General features: G+C 42.7%; 15 protein-coding genes. 10 read left to right on the forward strand and 5 right to left on the reverse strand.

What is annotated here, in order from left to right; all coding sequences use genetic code 11:
* Positions 1-100: 100 nt before the first annotated feature.
* Positions 101-535 carry a hypothetical protein gene (locus tag LC653_RS10430; RefSeq protein WP_229494410.1) on the forward strand — a complete coding sequence of 145 codons (435 nt, stop codon included), beginning with the start codon at positions 101-103 and terminating at the stop codon, positions 533-535.
* A gap of 15 nt (positions 536-550) precedes the next feature.
* Here the strand turns inward: LC653_RS10430 and LC653_RS10435 are convergent, their stop codons facing one another.
* Both LC653_RS10435 and LC653_RS46790 read right to left on the reverse strand, forming a co-directional pair.
* Positions 551-727: a hypothetical protein gene (locus LC653_RS10435; protein WP_229494411.1), complete on the reverse strand. Its 177-nt coding sequence runs from the start codon at positions 725-727 to the stop codon at positions 551-553.
* Positions 728-922: 195 nt separating this feature from the next.
* Positions 923-3,763 (reverse strand): choice-of-anchor D domain-containing protein, encoded by a 2,841-nt coding sequence (locus LC653_RS46790; RefSeq protein WP_308189064.1) that lies wholly within the window; start codon positions 3,761-3,763, stop codon positions 923-925.
* Positions 3,764-4,568: 805 nt separating this feature from the next.
* Between LC653_RS46790 and thiD the strand changes: the two genes are divergently transcribed.
* The 3 genes from thiD (at position 4,569) to LC653_RS10460 (ending at position 6,884) form a co-directional block, all read left to right on the forward strand.
* The gene (gene thiD, locus LC653_RS10450) at positions 4,569-5,411 is read left to right on the forward strand and encodes a bifunctional hydroxymethylpyrimidine kinase/phosphomethylpyrimidine kinase (protein ID WP_229494412.1); all 843 of its coding nucleotides are present in this window, start codon (positions 4,569-4,571) and stop codon (positions 5,409-5,411) included.
* 168 nt (positions 5,412-5,579) lie between these two features.
* On the forward strand, positions 5,580-6,188 hold the full coding sequence (locus LC653_RS10455; protein WP_229494413.1) for a cell division protein ZapB: 609 nt from the start codon (positions 5,580-5,582) through the stop codon (positions 6,186-6,188).
* Positions 6,189-6,545: 357 nt separating this feature from the next.
* Positions 6,546-6,884: a P-II family nitrogen regulator gene (locus tag LC653_RS10460; protein WP_012410794.1), complete on the forward strand. Its 339-nt coding sequence runs from the start codon at positions 6,546-6,548 to the stop codon at positions 6,882-6,884.
* Positions 6,885-7,014: 130 nt separating this feature from the next.
* Here LC653_RS10460 and rdgB read toward each other — a convergent pair whose 3' ends face one another.
* Entirely contained in the window at positions 7,015-7,593 is a 579-nt protein-coding gene (rdgB, locus tag LC653_RS10465; protein WP_229494414.1) for an RdgB/HAM1 family non-canonical purine NTP pyrophosphatase, read from the reverse strand.
* Positions 7,594-7,679: 86 nt separating this feature from the next.
* Complete coding sequence (locus LC653_RS10470) at positions 7,680-9,116, reverse strand: phosphoglucomutase/phosphomannomutase family protein (RefSeq protein WP_229494415.1); 1,437 nt, start codon at positions 9,114-9,116, stop codon at positions 7,680-7,682.
* A gap of 601 nt (positions 9,117-9,717) precedes the next feature.
* On the opposite strand from LC653_RS10470, the gene LC653_RS48270 reads away from it, so the two are divergent.
* The 6 genes from LC653_RS48270 to LC653_RS10495 all read left to right on the forward strand — a co-directional run bounded on the left by LC653_RS48270 (position 9,718) and on the right by LC653_RS10495 (position 13,298).
* The gene (locus LC653_RS48270) at positions 9,718-9,912 is read left to right on the forward strand and encodes a helix-turn-helix domain-containing protein (protein WP_504828427.1); all 195 of its coding nucleotides are present in this window, start codon (positions 9,718-9,720) and stop codon (positions 9,910-9,912) included.
* Between the two features lie 42 nt (positions 9,913-9,954).
* A complete protein-coding gene (locus tag LC653_RS46795; RefSeq protein ID WP_308189065.1) occupies positions 9,955-10,209 on the forward strand; it encodes a hypothetical protein in 255 nt (84 codons plus the stop codon).
* A gap of 100 nt (positions 10,210-10,309) precedes the next feature.
* Complete coding sequence (locus LC653_RS10480; RefSeq protein ID WP_229494416.1) at positions 10,310-11,035, forward strand: pyridoxine 5'-phosphate synthase; 726 nt, start codon at positions 10,310-10,312, stop codon at positions 11,033-11,035.
* A 227-nt stretch (positions 11,036-11,262) separates the two neighbouring features.
* Positions 11,263-11,982, forward strand: coding sequence for a nuclear transport factor 2 family protein (locus tag LC653_RS10485; RefSeq protein WP_229494417.1), 720 nt, complete (start codon positions 11,263-11,265; stop codon positions 11,980-11,982).
* Between the two features lie 65 nt (positions 11,983-12,047).
* Positions 12,048-12,377, forward strand: a complete 330-nt coding sequence (locus LC653_RS10490; protein WP_229494418.1) for an MgPME-cyclase complex family protein — start codon at positions 12,048-12,050, stop codon at positions 12,375-12,377.
* Positions 12,378-12,665: 288 nt separating this feature from the next.
* A complete protein-coding gene (locus LC653_RS10495; RefSeq protein WP_229494441.1) occupies positions 12,666-13,298 on the forward strand; it encodes a hypothetical protein in 633 nt (210 codons plus the stop codon).
* A gap of 92 nt (positions 13,299-13,390) precedes the next feature.
* Here LC653_RS10495 and LC653_RS10500 read toward each other — a convergent pair whose 3' ends face one another.
* Positions 13,391-13,846 carry a divergent PAP2 family protein gene (locus LC653_RS10500; RefSeq protein WP_229454234.1) on the reverse strand — a complete coding sequence of 152 codons (456 nt, stop codon included), beginning with the start codon at positions 13,844-13,846 and terminating at the stop codon, positions 13,391-13,393.
* Between the last annotated feature and the right edge of the window lie 28 nt (positions 13,847-13,874).

A 13,874-nucleotide genomic window follows, 5' to 3' on the forward strand; every position in this document is an offset into this window, starting at 1 on the left:
CGCTTTTTGCCAGTTTGCTCACTACCATAACTTATCTCCATCCTTTAGTGGTGGATTTTGCACTTTTAGTTACAAGTTTCACTCAGGACTTTTTTAAACGATGGAACGTGGTCTTTTGTGGTTGCCCTTATTAGTAATGTTTTTCTGGTTGGCTTGGCAAGGCTCGAAGGAATATCAAAAAGTTGAAGCCTATCGCGCTTGGGCAGAGCAATTTGAACGGGCTAAGTACGATATTTATGCTGTATTAGGTCAAAAAGGCAACAATTTAACTTGGGGAAAACCTACGCCTAAAGGGCCTATTAAACTAGAAACATTCTCTTTGCTTGATGTGAAACAAATATATCTTTTGGTAGATGACAAAAAAGTAGATTTAGAAAATCTACCAGAAAAAGGTCGTTCTATAGAGTTAGAATTTCTATTTTCCGAATCTACTGATTCAGTTCGGGTTCCGTTTACAGAAATTCCTTTGGCAGCAGAATGGGATAAGTTTTTGCAGAGGGTGTTAGAAAGTTTGCGATCGCAAGCTAATCAGTAGTTATATTAAGTCTGGCTAATTATCTATGGTAGTAGGTATCATAATCAAAATATTTAATTGAAGATAGAGGAAAGTCAAAGATGTAATCAGCAGATTAGCTGTGCTATGACCCAAACCAATTAAAGTATGAATGAGAGCGATCGCGTAGTGAAGTTGAACACTGGCCGTGAGGTCTATTTTTTGGTGTTGCAAAATATTCCCCTTTTTTGTACTTTTACCAGACTAATGCTAGTTTTTGAACCCAACCCCTTACAGTTATAGGTGTAGAGAAGCCCAGCAAAGAATTTAGTTGCTCAATATTAAATCTTCTTTGTCTAGTTATTCCTCTACACCTGCTCCGTTGGCGCAGCCTAAGAAGAGAAGAGACTTGGTTATCAAAATACATAACTAAATAGTGATGAAATTGGAAGGTTGAGCAACAAGTATACTTGCACTAACATTATCCAACTTCGCCAACACTTGATTATCAGAACTATCCATAATGAAGGCTTGACTTCCTTGTTGCTGTATCAACAATTGACCAAACTGGAGACTACCTGACAACGCAACCTTGTCCTTACCTATTTCAAAGTCAGTAATGGAGTCCGTGCCTTCATCTAAAGCCAATACAAAGGTGTCAGCGCCATAACCCCCTGTAAGTACATCTTTGCCATAGCCCCCATAAAGCCAGTCATTGCCTGCGCCCCCGAATAGTTGGTCATCGCCGATACCACCAAATAGCGTATCGTTAGCGTTATCACCCAAAAGCCTATCATTGCCACTATCGCCATACAACAGGTCATTACCTTCACTTCCCCAGAGAGTATCGTTTCCGTCGCCTCCGGAAAGTTGGTCATTTCCTAGATTACCTACCATGCTATCTGCACCCCCAAACCCATAAATCTTGTTGGCTGGGGCATTGCCTTTTAAGTACTCAGAGCTATCAGTGCCATTGAGAAGATAAATTTCGCTAGCAAGAGGGGGTTTAACTGTGCCACTAATGGCAAAGTTAAACAGGCTTTCGTTACTATCGTTGCTGTTAAAACTGAAACTGCCAGCATAAGTTCCAGGTGTAGGTGTATTCGTATTGAGTGCCACCGTTATACTTCTTGAATCCTTGGCAGCCACACTATATGGAAAAGTCCCTACCAAACTAAAGCCGTCGGGGAGTTTGGGATTACTCAGGTTGAGGGTAGCTGTACCCGTGTTCTTGATGGTGAAAGTTTTGGTTATGGTACTACCGAAAGCGACGTTGCCAAAGTTAATGGCAGTGGTGCTACCATCTGCAATGTTAACTGTGCCATTGAGAACTTGAATTTCGGGGGCAGGAGCGGGCTGAACTTTACCCCTAATGGCAAAATCAAAGGAGCTTTCGTCAGGATCGTTATTGCTCAAACTGAAGCTGCCAGCATAGGTTCCAGGTGTTTTTGTATTGAGTGCCACCGTTAGACTCGCCCAATTATTGACAGCCAAGGTAGGTGGAAGAGTTCCTACCAAACTAAAGCCGTTGGGGAGTTCGAGATTAGTCAGGTTGAGTGGAGCTTTACCCGTGTTCTTAATGGTAAAAGTTTTAAATACGGTGCTGCCGAAAGCGGCATCGCCAAAGTCAATGGCAGTGGTGCTGCCATCTACAATGTCAACTTTGTTATTGACAACTTCAATTTCGGGAGCATTAACTTTACCACTGATAACAAAGTTAAAGGGGCTTTCGTTACTATCGTTGTTGCTTAAACTGAAGCTGCCAGTGTAGGTTCCGCCAGTGGTGGTATTTAGTGCCACTGTTATATTCGCCGAAGTCTTGGCAGCCAGAGTAGATGGAAGAGTTCCTACCAAACTAAAGCCGTCGGGGAGTTTGAGATTACTCAGGTTGAGTGCAGCTATACCTGTATTCTTAATGGTAAAAGTTTTGGTCACGGTGCTGCCAGCAATCACCTCGCCAAAGTTAATGGCGGTAGTGCTGTTATCTGCAATGTCAACTGTGCCATCAAGAACTTGAATTTCGGGGCTAGGAGTCTTATCGGTGGGGGCTTCGTATGCGCCAATATCAATCAATACACTGCCGTCGCCATCGCCATCTAGGGGAGTGTTCTTAGTGATGCTATTGAAAGCATTGGAACCACCATCGATTGCCGGACTTCCAGGTCTGAGCCTAAAGTCACCATTCGCTGCATTAACAAACAACGGGTCTTTGTTTAATACATTTCCTGATCCTGTACCTTTAAAAACTCCGTTGTAAGCAAGGTTGTTATCAAATGAATAATTACTAGAATTAGCAATAGAACTGGCAGACTCTCCGTCCTTTGCATACATAATATTGTTAACAACCCGAACATTTTTAGCACTGTTAAGGAGAATTTCTCCGACTGAAAGTTCTTGTGAGTTTTGGTAAATTGTGTTATTGACAATGTCTACAGGGTTTTCTCCTTTGAAAATCTGAATACCTGCGCCACCATTGTTGTAAACTAAGTTATTACTGATTAAGGCTTTGCCCTGGTATGCAACATTTCCAATATAAGCAGTGTCAAGCATTATTCCATGACCCTCTGTTACTTCTCCTGCATTAATCCAAGGAACTAATTGCTTATTATCAAAGGATGTGTTACCTCTAATAATTACTTTGTAATCTGTGACATTGTTGTCAGAGTTCCAAAGCTTAAACATTGTAATTCCTTGGGTTCCAAAAGGTGAGTACCAAGCATTTCCAGAAACGATATTGTTTTCTACTGTAATGTAGTCTGCTTGAATTGTTACAATCCCGCCTCCTGGAAAATTAGAAACCTTGTTATTGCTAATTGTGATGTGATGTGAATGCTGATTTTCGTTATCATCCAGAGATGTAACGCTAATACCATTCCCAGATGTTGCTGAGTTATTCAAATTATCTTTATGCTCGAGCGCATATTCTAATGTAGTTTCATCTCGTGCTCCCAGCAGTGTCAGCCCTTCAATTACTACATAAGAAGAGCCTGTAATAGAGATAGCATTCCAATTGTTTTTGTGTGCTTCTAAAACAGGTGTGTGTCCAGGATAAGCAGTAAATGTGATCGGCGCATTAGCGGTACCATGCTTATCTGAAATACTCAGGATATTAGGGTAAATGTTTGTGTAAATACCATTCATGACGTAGACGGTATCACCGGCCTGCACCAAGTCCGCAGCTTTTTGGAGGGTGCGAAATGCCTCTCCTTGGTTCAAGCCATCATTCTTATCATTGCCTGTTCCAGAAACGTAATATGTTTTGCCAGCCATGAGATTAACTCCGAATGTTTATAAGGGGAATTGGTAGTACGTTCTCAGCAATAAACTATGTTGCTAAGTAGTTATTTGAATGGATCATTTATCTGGACTTTTCAAGACAGTCGCAGCTGTGCGATCGCAACTTGAAATCGCGTCGCTTGTAGAAAAACTGTTGGAAAACTGAAAATTTTTATCCTATTAACCGTTGATGGTTAAAGTAGGGATGTCGATACCGTCAATCGTGAGTATTTTATTGAGGGTGATCGGACAATTTGCACGCAGACAAGGCAGCGCAAAGCCAAAGACGTTTCCTGTCATCTCTGCGTTTTTTGAGTGGTCAAAGTTGAATTGGTTGAAACTTTAGTAGGTTTACCCTTTAACTTAAGGGAACTAATGTAACAACTTAGTCGAACCTGTTGTACGCGGTGTAACTGAGCCTTGTGAACTCATGTATTAAAACTAACCTTGATACAGGAAATAGAAATCAGTGAATATTCTGAATATAGTTATTTTTTTTACAACAAAAGCAACAAATTTATGGAGATGTCGTGGTGGAGTCCTGTTAATTTCCAAAGTGATATGGGAGTGGAGAGCGCTTTGTGCGAGGATTTAATGAAATTTCTCTAAAAATTTTTAAAGAAGCGATGCCTTCTTTACCAAACACCCCGCTACCGCTAACAGCACTTTCAAGTCAAGTTGTCGTAAATTTTTGTGGTTGCGATCACAAAGGAGGCTGGAAGGAAGAGGGTTTTAGCCTAGATCATCAATCTTTGAGATAGTTTGGTTTAATGGTGCCAACTTACTTAATCTTCATAATATGAACACTGAAATCAACTCCAGAATACCCGTTGCTTTAACCATTGCTGGTTCAGATAGCGGTGGCGGTGCAGGAATTCAAGCTGATTTACGTACCTTTGCTTTTCACTGTGTCCACGGTACTAGCGCTATAACCTGCATCACTGCACAAAACACTTTAGGAGTGAATAGGGTTGATGCCATGTCAACAGAGGCTGTTGTGGCGCAAATTCAGGCAGTAGTAGAGGATATTGGCGTACAAGCTGTCAAAACGGGAATGTTGCTTAATCAGGAAATTATCTTTGCTGTTGCCCAGCAGGTGGAAGCTTTACAAATCGATAATTTAGTAGTTGATCCAGTAATGGTGTCACGTACAGGGGCACAATTGATTGATGATGATGCTGTGAAGACTCTATGCCATGCCCTGATTCCCAAGGCGGTTGTGATCACGCCGAATCGCTACGAAGCCCAGATTTTAAGCGGTTTGCAAATTAACTCTTTGGAGGATATGCAAGCTGCTGCTGAAATTATTCACAAGACTTTACGGACGAAGGCTGTTTTAGTCAAGGGCGGAGGTATGCAGGGAGATTTGCGTGGCGTTGATATCTGGTTTGATGGGGACAAGTTGGAAGTTTTAACTTGCCAGCAAGTAGAGACAAAAAATACTCACGGTACTGGTTGCACACTATCGGCTGCGATCGCTGCTAATCTGGCCAAGGGAAAAGACTTGTGGCAAGCAGTGCAAGAGGCAAAGGAGTATGTGACTACTGCACTCACTTACGCCTTAGATATTGGTGAAGGGCAAGGCCCTGTAGGACATTTCTTCCCATTGTTAGGACTGGGGACTAGGGAAAAGTTTTCTTAGTACCAATCCCCAATCCCCAATACCCAATACCCAATCCCCAATACCCAATAATAAATCTTTGCCCTTTCGCTATTTTTCTATTATTCTTGGGCATAGTTTCACGGCTGACTATCTCTGTTAGCATCTCTGTACGACCTACTTACTTTGATTTTTAATACCAAGCCCCCGATGCGAACAACCATAGGTTCTGTTCACAGCAATTCGCCAACACCGACTACTCAAGCCTACCCTCCCTCTGTACCATTATCTGTATACAGGGAATTGTCAACAGAGTTGCAAGCAGCGCAGGCGAAGCTACATGCACTTACCACTAAAAATCAGCAACTAGCACAAGAAAATCAACTACTACGCCAAGAAATTACCAAAGTTGTTGAGTCTTTGTCTCACTTGCAAAATTTTGTGGATTCCCATACTACGCCTAGTTATCACCAAGTCCCCCAAGCTTCTGATGATGTTAAAAATGCCGCTAAAGTGCCAGTAACACAAGGGCGTTCACGTCAGCAGGTTTCTCGTTCGCATCCACCCGTTATCCCCAAGACGCCACCCGAAAAAAGCCGCCGCCAAGACTTTTCTCCACCTGTAATGGAAATGAATTTCCCCATCCCAGAACCAGTTTTTATAGAAGAGCAACAAGTAAGTTATTATTCCACTATTGAGCCAGATCCCAAGGGAATCAATGGTTGGTGGTTAATTATCACCATATTGTTAATCATGCTTACTGCCTTTAGTGCTGGATATTTTGTTGTGCGCCCCTTGTTTGAACATCAGAAACGTTAGTTGACACTCCCACAGTCAGCAGCACTAAGGTTTCGAGCTACCGTGCAATTTCTCTGCAATCATTCTCTAAAATATCTGAGCATATCTGCTAAATCGCGGAATTTATTTATTTTTAGGTTATAAAAGCTACATAAAATGCTAAATTGACAGCAACTTCTTTATGTTAGAACCTCAAAGATTATCCAATTAATAAATCCTTGCCGCTTTTCATGTCCCAAACCCTCAGGCAGAGCATCTACACTTAAAAAAGTGGTAATTATTACATATATTTTAGGAAAAGCACTGCTAGTTACAGCTTCAGACAACGGATCTGGTTAGATATATAAACGAAGCTAGTAGAAGTCAGGAGTCAAAAAGATGAAAAAAGTAGAAGCTATTATCCGCCCATTTAAGCTAGATGAGGTAAAAATTGCCTTGGTTAACGCTGGTATTGTCGGCATGACGGTTTCTGAAGTCCGGGGGTTCGGACGGCAGAAAGGCCAAACTGAACGGTATCGCGGTTCTGAGTACACCGTTGAGTTTCTACAAAAACTCAAAGTCGAAATCGTAGTTGATGACAATCAAGTTGATATGGTGGTGGACAAAATTATTGCTGCTGCCCGCACTGGTGAAATCGGCGATGGTAAAATTTTCATCTCGCCTGTTGAGCAAGTGATTCGGATTCGCACCGGCGAAAAGAACACAGAAGCAGTTTAAAAAAGTTATGAGTTAAGAGTTATGAGTTAAGAGTTATGATCTGTGAGTCAAGACTAAATGAGTGAAGATTTAGCAAAATTCATAAATCCAAACTCCTAACTCCTAACTCCCAATTCCTAACTCCAAACTCCTAACTCCTAACTCTCTCCAGTTGCGGAAGTAAAGCTGTAAAAGCCTTGCCTCGATGGCTAATTGATCCTTTCAACTCTTGTGTCATCTCAGCAAAGGTCAATTGCAACTCTTGCACATAAAAAATTGGATCGTAGCCGAAACCACCATCACCACGCGGTGCATGGAGAATTTCGCCACGACAAATACCTTCAGATTGTAATACGATCGCACCATCAGGACGAGCGATCGCTACTGCACAAACAAATTGAGCTTGTCGATTGACTTCGTTATCTAATTCTCTCAATAGCCTAGCAATGCGTTCTGAGTCGGTTTTGGCGTAACGTGCAGAATATACCCCTGGTGCGCCATTTAGGGCATCTACTTGCAAGCCCGAATCATCAGCAATTGCCCAGTTTCCTGTCGCTTTAGCAATTTGTGATGCTTTTAGACAAGCGTTGGCGGCAAAGGTTTCGCCTGTCTCTTCAATTTCCAATTCTTCAGGTTTGAGGGTTAATTCCCAACCAGAATTTTCCAGATAAGCTTGCATTTCCCGCAACTTACCTGGATTTCCTGTAGCTACTACGAGTAATTTGATCATTAGTCATTGGTCATTGGTCATTGGTCATTGGTCATTGGTCATTTACCAAGGACAAAGGACTAATGACTAATGACTAATAATTAATTTTACTCCGCCCAGTGTTTCGCCCAAGCAAGAGTTTGATGCACTTGCTCAATTGTCGGGGCTTCGCAGTAGAGGCGTAAAACTGGCTCGGTACCGCTAAACCGAATCATTAGCCAGCTTTTATCAGCGAGGCGATACTTGTAGCCGTCAATTGTTTGGCAATCAATTACTGCTAACCCTGCAATTTCTGTTAAGGGTTGAGTTTGCAGTTGTTGCAAAAGACGCGATCGCACTTCCATACTTGCTAAGGGTAAATCAATGCGATCATAAGCTGAAATAAACCCTGTTTGTTTCTGCAAGTAGCGATAATACTCACCTAAATCCAAACCAGATTCTACAATCGCCTCTAGGACGTATAATGCTGACAGCAGCGCATCGCGTTCGGGAATATGACTGCCATAGCCAATTCCTCCCGACTCTTCGCCGCCCAGCAACACTTTTGCTACTAACATTCTATCAGCGATGTATTTATAACCAACTGCTGTTTCAAATACCGACAGGTTATGTAGTGCTGCGACAAGGGGCATTAAGTCGGAACCACTAACAGTTTTGACTATTTCACCACTAAAGCCACGCCGCAGGGTTAAGTGGTCGATTAATATTGGAATTAATACTTGAGAACTTAGGAAGTTGGCTTCTCCATCAACTGCTGCAATGCGATCGCAGTCTCCATCAAATACCAACCCCACCGTTAAACCTGATTTATCGGTTTTTCGGTGAGCTTTGATGACTTCAAACAACTTTGAAAGGTATTTTGGCAAGGGTTCCGGCGCACCACCGCCAAAGAGGGGATCGCGTTCTGAGTTGATTTCTTTGACTTGATTACCTAGTAGCTTCGCCAATCCGCCAGCCGCCGCGCCATGCATAACATCGGCAAATAATGTCAATTCGCCAGATGCGATCGCTTCTCGAATTTTGGTAATATCAACTTTACCTTCTAGTGCTTCTGTATAACTAGGCCAAGGATCAAATTTCTCTTGCTTCCCTGGAGTAGCTGCTAATGTTACTCCAACCGACAACTGCGCTTCTATCTCTTTTGTGACTTCTGGCGGTACCGACCCACCAAAACAACCCTTGACTTTTAAACCCAAATATGCTCCAGGATTATGGCTGGCTGTAATTACCAGCGCCCCTAAAGCATTGAGTTGTTTTGCTGCCCAACTATAAGCTGGGGTTGGGGCATAAGTTTCGCTCAGTAGCACATCAAATCCGACAGCAGTGACAGTATCAGCAACAGCACGAGCAAAATCTTCTGCCATGAATCGGCGATCATAACCGACAATTATTGTCCGGCTACCCACTGTAGAAAAATATGTATCATATAATACTTTTGCGGCAACTGGCGCGACCAGGGCTAGGCGTTCAAAGGTGAACTCGTCACCAATAACGCCCCGCCAGCCGTCTGTACCAAACTTGATTGAGTTAGCTACAACTGGCATCTAAGTATCCTAACTGTCTACTTGAGGATTCTAGCATTTATACAGTGTACAAAGTAAAAAAAGAATCTAGTAATAATATGTACTAATAATGTTCAACACAAAAGTGAGTAAATTTGTGCATTGTAGAGGTGCGATCATCCCGGAATTCTGTCACTGATGCAGACATTGTTCCAAGTCGTGTTTAAGTCTTATTAGAATTCCGTTAATAAGCCTTTGATACTTAGCAAACGCAGATCATAACTCCACTCCTGTGCCTCCTGCTATATTTAACAAATTCGGCGGAATTCCCCACCCTCAGCGACAGCAGGGTGGCGTGCATCACGCCGGACGATGACGAAAGCACCTCCGACCGATATCAACCTTCTTGTTGATAGGGGAGTGGGGTGGTTGAGGAATCGTCAATTTTTGGATTAGGCAGCCTATCAATCCAGTCCTCAACAAGTTGGGTAACTGTCTTTTCTTTACTAAGAGCATAAATCCTAAGCTTATCGTATCGCTTTTGAGATAGTCTAACTCTTATAGATTTTTCTTTCATATTGTATCCACAGTAGTGATACAATGATTCTATTCCAAAAAGTGACCGAACAGGAGGTGATTACTATTGGCGTTACGTAGAGCTACTTTTAGGTTATACCCTACCAAGAAAGTGAATGATTTGTTGCAATACCATAGACGATTGCACAAGGAAATATATAACGCCGCAGTACATAATAGAATCAATTCTTATAAAAAGTTTGGTAAGTCTGTTTCATACTTTGAACAGCAAAATTGTTTACCTGACTTCAAGGACGTTTAGATAGAATATAAGCAAGTTAACTCCCAAGCATTACAGGCAACTTTGAAGCGTGTTGACTTCGCTTTTCAACGTTTTTTCAAGGGATTAGGGAAGTATCCCAGATTCAAATCAATCAGACATTATTCTGGTTGGAGTTATCCAAGCTTTACAGGTTGGAAAGCCCATAGTACAGGCGATAACGGTTATTTGGAATTAGCTAAGATTGGTCAAATCCAGATGCGAGGTAAAGGCTTGCTATGGCGTCAAAAATCTCGCTCTATTGGTGGGGATGTAGAAACCCCACCCTCGACGCAGTAGGGTGGGGTAGTTCATTCTTTCTTTGACTACTTCGCTACGCAAGACCAGTATTTCCGGTAAAATCAAATTCTGAGGACTGTGGATTTGGGAGAAATTTGGGGTGCCTACACTTGGCGTTAACATTGACCACATCGCCACCATCCGGCAAGCACGGCGGACAGTGGAACCAGACCCCGTGGCGGCGGCGGTGCTGGCAGAATTAGCGGGTGCTGATGGCATTACGGTGCATCTGCGGGAAGATCGGCGGCATATCCAAGACAGGGATGTGCGTATATTGCGAGAAACAGTGCGATCGCATCTTAATTTAGAAATGGCCGCTACAGATGAAATGTTAGCGATCGCTCTCGATATCAAACCAGATTACGTAACTTTAGTCCCCGAAAAGCGCGAAGAAGTCACAACAGAAGGCGGATTAGATATTATCGGGCAAATTGCTAGAATAGGTGAGATAGTCAATAAATTGCAAAGCGCTAGCATTCCAGTTAGTTTATTTATCGACGCCGAGCCATCACAAATCGAAGCATCTGTCAAGGTGCAGGCGCGATTTATTGAATTGCATACCGGACAATATGCTGAGGCTAAGGATGAAACAAATCGCCAGCGAGAATTAGCCATATTAGCTAAAGGGTGTGAACAAGCGATTCAAACTGGATTGCGAGTCAACGCTGGTCATGGACTCACCTACTGGAACGTCTATCCGGTAGCTGCGCTTCCAGGTATGGAAGAACTGAATATTGGTCATACCATCATCAGTCGGGCAGCATTAGTAGGTATAGAAAGGGCAGTCCGCGAGATGAAACAGGCTATAAGAGGGAATAGGGAATAGGGAATAGGGAGTAGGGAATAGGGAGTAGGGAATAGGGAATAGGGAATAGGGAATAGGGAATAGGGAATAGGGAATTGATTATTAAATATTCTTCTCTACTCCCCCTGCCTCCCCTGCCTCCCCACTCCCCACTCCCCACTCCCCACTCCCCACTCCCCACATCTTAAAAGAGGGGTTGTCTACTGCGAAATCTAGAAATTGAGAGCAAACCTTCAGCAAAAACTTCTATGAGCGCAACACAGTCTAACAACCTGCCGCTTTGGGTACAGGATCGGGATAAGGTGATAGCAGAAAGCACTGATGTCGAGTGGCGCTATCAGACACCGCCTAATTATTCCCGTTCCAAAGAGAATCTCGCTCAAGAAAGTACTTATAATCACCTTGAAGGTACACTGGAAGCGATCGTGCAAAACTTGGTGCGAACCTTCGAGATGGAGGTATCCTTCAAAGCTAACCCGCAACAGTGGTTATCTATTGTGAATGACAAGTTTCGTGTAAGTACCAATGGCGGAGTAGAGTACACAGCAGCAGATTTATCAGCTCAAGGTACTTATAATTTATTTATGGCTGATTCAGAACATTACAAGTCTTCAGAAGAAAGCTTTGAATCATCCGCAAAAGTCTTCCACACAACATTTCCCCAAGGATTTCCTTGGGAAGTGCTGGAAGTTTTCTCAGGGCCACCAAATGTCACATTCAAATGGCGGCATTGGGGACATTTTAAAGGAGAATACAAAGGCCATGCACCTACTGGAGAGACAGTAGAAATTATCGGCATGAGCATTGCAAAAGTTACCGATGACTTGAAGGTTATTTCCTTGGAACACTACTTCGACAATAATCTGTTCTTGGAAAAGCTAACATCTGGTGGCAAACAGATAAATGCCCAAAAGCAAGGAAGTGCTTGTCCGTTCAGTTCTTGGTTCAAGAAATTGCACAAGAGTTAGTTTTTAGGGGTACAGAGTGCAGCACTGTGCCCTTAAATTATTCACATAGCAACCAAAGGATGAAAATGCAAACATATTATTACGTTTTAGCCAGTCAAAAATTTCTTCTCGAAGAAGAACCGACACACGAAGTTCTCAAAGAGCGCACTCGTCACTACCACGAACAAGAAAAACAAATAGATTTCTGGTTGGTTCCGCAACCAGCTTTCTTGGAAACACCGCAGTTTACAGAGCTAAAGGCGAAGTGTCCCCAACCAGCAGTAGCAATTATTTCTACTAATCCCCAATTTATTACTTGGTTAAAACTGCGTTTAGAGTACGTCAGTATTGGTGAATTCCAGGCTCCTTCTGAGACAATACCCGATGCCTTGGCATCGCTTGCTACCGTCTCTTAGGAATGGGGCATGGGGGTTAGCCCAGAGGTGACAGGTGACAGGTTATAGGGAATAATCTGTACCCTGTAACCTGTACTCTATTCCCTTCTTTACTCCCTGCCCCCTCTGCCCACTCCCTAATTTTATTTTTGAGTAACAAAATATATTTTTTGACACTGCTTTCATCTCCATACTGAAGTAACTGGGTTTTCAGCTTTTTTCTTATAAAATCTTCTAAGACACCTTGATTTACATAATCTAACTTTTGTGCATAGATTTCAGACTTTACCAAGTGTTTTAGGATTAGCGATGTCTACGATGAGCTTCGCTTACGCAGGGTTGATTGGTGGCATGAGTTCTGTCTTTGCCCAACAAACCATTCCCCTTTGTCAACCACCAAATGCGGGTGAGTATCTTTTATTAGTAGTCAGTCCCACAGCAGATAATCAAAAGCAGTTGCGTAGTGCCTTACCGCCGGAACTGAAGACGATTAACTGCAAATATCTCAACGAAACTGTGACGCGGATAGGGGGCTTTAATAAAATTGATGATGCCAATCGATGGGCAAGGTATGTCAGCAATATTGTTGGCTTGTCTGCTATCATCACTACTCGACCAACAACGCCAGATGTGCAGCCACAGCAACAGGCACCAATACTGCAACCTCAGCAGACAGTTTATAATCCTCAAGCATTAGGAGAAGGTTATGCAGTGCTGGTAGATTATTACAACCGTCCAGAACTAGTAAATAGTGTGCAACAAGTAGTGGGAGGGAACGTAGGTTTTGTTTCTTATGGACAACGCCCTTACTTGTTGGCAGTTTATACGACTAACCAAACTGAAGCATACAACACCTTGCAGAAGCTGAACAATGGCGGTTTTGTCGCCAGCATAGTAGATAGTCGTAAGGTAATTCTGCTGCGCTCAACTGTACGGTTGTAATCATTAGTCATTAGTCATTAGTCATTAGTCATTAGTCATTGGTCATTAGTCATTCGTTAATAAACTGTAGACTGTAGACTGTAGACTATTGACTAATAAGCAGACCTAGCTAACCAATAGATGGTTATGCCCAAAGCTGACCCAGCTATTACCTGAACTGGTGTATGTCCGAGTAATTCTTTGAGACGGTCTTGGCTAAAGTCTGGTTTTTCATGAAATAATTCATCAATCATTTGATTGAGGATACGAGCTTGCTTACCAGCCGCTTGGCGAACTCCGGCTGCATCATACATGACGATGATGGCAAAAATCATTGCAACGGCAAAATCAGGAGATGCCCAACCGAGTGTTTGCCCTACACCGGCGGCTAAAGCTGTAACTAAAGCTGAATGGGCACTGGGCATACCTCCGGTTGTCACTAAAACACGCACATTCAGTTTGCGATTTTTGACGATCTCGATTACGAGCTTTAGGGCTTGAGCAATTAAACAAGCTATCAAAGCAACCAGCAGCACCCGGTTGTCTAAAATGTTGCCTATGTCCTGCATGGTATTTTGGTTAGGTTAGTAAATATTA

This window comes from Nostoc mirabile CHAB5784 (assembly GCF_020829645.1).
Classification (GTDB): Bacteria; Cyanobacteriota; Cyanobacteriia; order Cyanobacteriales; family Nostocaceae; genus Nostoc; species Nostoc mirabile.

What these genes read in the sequence shown, in the direction of transcription:
- LC653_RS10455 (WP_229494413.1), top strand. Translation starts at nt 5,580, where the DNA reads ATGCGAACAACCATAGGTTCTGTTCACAGCAATTCGCCAACACCGACT.
- thiD (WP_229494412.1), top strand. Translation starts at nt 4,569, where the DNA reads ATGAACACTGAAATCAACTCCAGAATACCCGTTGCTTTAACCATTGCT.
- LC653_RS10485 (WP_229494417.1), top strand. Translation starts at nt 11,263, where the DNA reads ATGAGCGCAACACAGTCTAACAACCTGCCGCTTTGGGTACAGGATCGG.
- LC653_RS10470 (WP_229494415.1), bottom strand. Translation starts at nt 9,116, where the DNA reads ATGCCAGTTGTAGCTAACTCAATCAAGTTTGGTACAGACGGCTGGCGG.
- LC653_RS10430 (WP_229494410.1), top strand. Translation starts at nt 101, where the DNA reads ATGGAACGTGGTCTTTTGTGGTTGCCCTTATTAGTAATGTTTTTCTGG.
- LC653_RS10495 (WP_229494441.1), top strand. Translation starts at nt 12,666, where the DNA reads ATGTCTACGATGAGCTTCGCTTACGCAGGGTTGATTGGTGGCATGAGT.
- rdgB (WP_229494414.1), bottom strand. Translation starts at nt 7,593, where the DNA reads ATGATCAAATTACTCGTAGTAGCTACAGGAAATCCAGGTAAGTTGCGG.
- LC653_RS10460 (WP_012410794.1), top strand. Translation starts at nt 6,546, where the DNA reads ATGAAAAAAGTAGAAGCTATTATCCGCCCATTTAAGCTAGATGAGGTA.
- LC653_RS46790 (WP_308189064.1), bottom strand. Translation starts at nt 3,763, where the DNA reads ATGGCTGGCAAAACATATTACGTTTCTGGAACAGGCAATGATAAGAAT.
- LC653_RS10490 (WP_229494418.1), top strand. Translation starts at nt 12,048, where the DNA reads ATGCAAACATATTATTACGTTTTAGCCAGTCAAAAATTTCTTCTCGAA.
- LC653_RS10500 (WP_229454234.1), bottom strand. Translation starts at nt 13,846, where the DNA reads ATGCAGGACATAGGCAACATTTTAGACAACCGGGTGCTGCTGGTTGCT.